1 protein-coding gene is annotated in these 602 nt (G+C 44.0%); it reads right to left on the bottom strand.

Annotation, left to right across the window (positions count from 1 at the left end):
* On the bottom strand, nucleotides 1-574 hold a 574-nt coding region (locus N1032_RS26450), incomplete at its 3' end, for a portal protein (RefSeq protein ID WP_259543628.1).
* Nucleotides 575-602 lie beyond the last annotated feature (28 nt).

The raw sequence follows: 602 nt of genomic DNA, 5'->3' as shown, positions 1-602 counted from the left end.
CTGCTGCGATCTGTCCATCCATAACTTGACGTTCTGCCTTGCTATGCGCATCTTGTACCAGTGATTTAGCCTGTGCTTGTGTATGCTCAATATCAGATTGCAATTTCTGTACTTGAAGCTGGTCAACAATTCCAGGTTGTGGCGGCTGATACATTTCAATAGGCAAGTTGAAATCATGGAAATTCGGGAAGCCTAACGCCTCAGTCATTTCATAAAGCATATATGCGGTGTTTTGAGGCTGTGTAAACTGGCCTTGTGGATCAATCAACTGTTTAAATTGTGCAAGCTGTAACAGAGCGGCAGCGCGTTTAGCTTTCTCTTGTGAAGTGAGAGCTACATTAACGCGAACATGACGCCGATCAGGTAATTGACTTGGGTTAATACTTATAACACCGCCCGCTGTAAGTACCTGTACAGGCTGTGAAGCGTTTTCACGAATCAGGCGATAAAGGGCAAGGAATAAATCTTTAAAGCCACCCATAGCCAGATTACGCGCATACATTCTTACTTTAGACTGAGCAAGAGTAATCATCTTATCAACTGTGGCTTCTGCTTGCCGTCCAGTCTCAAGCATATTAGTTACGTTGCCCTGTTGAGTATCA

The organism is Herbiconiux daphne, assembly GCF_024979295.1.
Lineage (GTDB): Bacteria > Actinomycetota > Actinomycetes > Actinomycetales > Microbacteriaceae > Herbiconiux > Herbiconiux daphnes.
Note: the sequence above shows the minus strand (reverse complement) of the source record. Positions and strands in the feature narration are given on the sequence as shown.